Origin of the sequence: Streptomyces sp. NPDC044571, from assembly GCF_040647115.1 — a bacterium.
Taxonomy (GTDB): domain Bacteria; phylum Actinomycetota; class Actinomycetes; order Streptomycetales; family Streptomycetaceae; genus Streptomyces.
On sequence record NZ_JBEZBN010000119.1, the window covers coordinates 1 to 2,087 of the forward strand.

Annotated in this window: 2 protein-coding genes and 3 pseudogenes; 1 reads left to right on the plus strand and 4 read right to left on the minus strand. The window is 65.3% G+C overall.

Annotation, left to right across the window (positions count from 1 at the left end; translation table 11 throughout):
- Positions 1 to 540: pantetheine-phosphate adenylyltransferase (coaD, locus tag AB0B01_RS30615; RefSeq protein ID WP_361726193.1), on the plus strand; the 540-nt coding region annotated here is incomplete at its 5' end.
- On the opposite strand, the pseudogene AB0B01_RS30620 reads toward coaD, so the two are convergent.
- From AB0B01_RS30620 to AB0B01_RS30635, 4 genes and pseudogenes are all read right to left on the minus strand, one after another.
- Positions 503 to 730, minus strand: a pseudogene (locus AB0B01_RS30620) (transposase); the annotation flags it as partial. The gene coaD and the pseudogene AB0B01_RS30620 sit on opposite strands and share 38 nt — an antisense overlap.
- 272 nt (positions 731 to 1,002) lie before the next feature.
- Entirely contained in the window at positions 1,003 to 1,476 is a 474-nt protein-coding gene (locus tag AB0B01_RS30625; protein ID WP_361726196.1) for a hypothetical protein, read from the minus strand.
- Between the two features lie 104 nt (positions 1,477 to 1,580).
- A pseudogene (locus AB0B01_RS30630) lies at positions 1,581 to 1,865 on the minus strand (transposase); the annotation flags it as partial.
- Positions 1,866 to 1,887: 22 nt separating this feature from the next.
- Positions 1,888 to 2,087, minus strand: a pseudogene (locus tag AB0B01_RS30635) (IS5/IS1182 family transposase); the annotation flags it as partial.

Here is a 2,087-nt window from a genome sequence, read left to right on the forward strand (position 1 = left end):
CATCAAGCGTCTGTCCCGGCCCGCCAGTCGTTCTCCCTGTCACGCATGATCTTGGTGGTTTGGCTGCCCTGGCACTTCACTACCGGGGGCGGCCGCTTGTTACTCTTTCCGATCATGCGAGCCCTCTTCCCAGGATCCTTCGACCCGGTCACTCAAGGGCACCAGGACGTACTCCGGCGCGCCGCCCTCCTGTTCGACGAGGTCGTCGTGTGCGTGATGTTCAATTCAAGCAAGACCGGCCGCTTCCCCATCGCGGAACGGCTGGACCGGCTCCGCGCGGCAGCAACCGACTTGAGCAACGTCACGGTCGACTCCCACACCGGCGGCTTGCTGGTCGACTACTGCCGCCGAGTCGGAATCGACGTCGTCATCCGCGGAGTCCGCGGCGTTCCCGACCTGGACTACGAAATGCCGATGGCCCGTATGAACCGCGAACTGGCCGGAGTCGAAACGTTCTTCATCGCTGCAGACCCCGCCCTGGCTCACGTCTCCTCCACCCTCGTCACCGCGATGGGTCAACAGGACCGTGTCCCCGAATGATGACGTGAACGAGCTTCTTCCAGCTGGTGGGGGCTGCAGCGAGGCCGAGGAAGGCCAGGTAGTTGCGGGGATGGCGTTCGTAGCGGTGGTTGAGTCGGCGGTAGCCGGTCAGCAAGGACAACGTCCTCTCGATCACCCACCGGCGCCGTCCGAGCCGTTGCGATGACTCGACGCCCTTGCGGGCGATACGGACACAGATCCGTTTGCCGCGTAACCATCTCCACAGGTGGGGATGGCGTAGGCCTTTTCGGCGTGGAGGCGTTGGGGCTTGAGGTGACGGCCGCGGTGGCGGTCGTGTCTCCTTACGTTGTTCGTTTGGTGACCCGTGATCACGGGCTTCAGGGCGAGGCTGCACCCCGCCCCATGCCGAGACCAAGGACGCCTCACCACATAGGACACGGTCTTAGCTTGCCGTTTAACCTCGGCGAGCGGGTTGGCTGTGCGTGAGGAGGCCTTGTTGGTCTATGAGTTGTCGGGGCAGTCCGCCTCGGTCCAGATCGCGACAAGATCTCGGCAGACGACGGTGAATGAGCCGTTCCAGAACGCGATCTCGTGACTGCAACCGTTCTGGTGGGGCAGGACCTCGTCGAGGATTACCGTCCCGATGGTCGACCAGTCGTTGTCCCCGATGCTTCCGCCATCGAAGCTGGAGACCCCTGTGTAGCGGATGACCAGGTCTTCGTCGTGCTTCCAGCAGTTGTGCCGGAACTGGATCTCCATCTGCTGGCCATCAGCTCCGAGACCGCGGATGTGCTGGACCTCCAGGTCCTTTACACACCGCTTGCTGGAGAAGTCGTAGTGCTCTGGCGCAGTCGCGAAGCCCCGGGCCCCGACCGGCAGATCGTCAGCTAGCGAGGGCAGATGCTCCAGGTATCGAGCCGGGGATATAACGCCTGACAGGTTGCCGACCTGTGCGTCCAGGTCGATGTACTCCATCGTCCTTCATCCCTCCTCGCGGCTCAGTTGGCCGACGCATCGTCGCACGATCTCCATGCTGCCGGCCCGGAGATTCACGCTGCTGTACTTGGTTCTGAGCTGCGTCAGGGCTTGGTGCCGACCTTGTGGTGTGCGGGTCGCGTGTAGGACTCGCCAGTGGCGAGGACGCGTCCGACGTCGTACCGGGTGGCGGGCTGTCGGTTCTTCGAGCCCAACGGACGGCCGGGACCGGGCCTGGTGGGATTCGGTGCACCGACCGGTGCCTCCGTCTTCGCCCGCAGGTTCCTGAACCCCCGCCGGACCCGGGCGGGGGTCAGCCTGTTCGGTTCCGCTGGCCGCTCCCACGGCCGATGGAGGTCCCGCGCGAGCGGGCGGGCCTGGCGAAGCTGAGCGCTCCGCCGTCGGCAGATCGTGCCGCGCGTCGTAACCCCTGCCTGCCCGCAGCTTGGCCGGACGCCGACGTCGGGGTCGTAGCGGGAGCGGATCGGTGGGATGTCGCGCATCAGCGGGATCAGCGCCTGGCTGTCGTGCAAGTTGGCGCCGGAGATGCCGACGGGGACGGCAGCCCGTCAGGGACGCAGATGACGTGGATCTTCGACCCGAGCTTCGTC

What these genes read in the sequence shown, in the direction of transcription:
- AB0B01_RS30625 (WP_361726196.1), bottom strand. Translation starts at nt 1,476, where the DNA reads ATGGAGTACATCGACCTGGACGCACAGGTCGGCAACCTGTCAGGCGTT.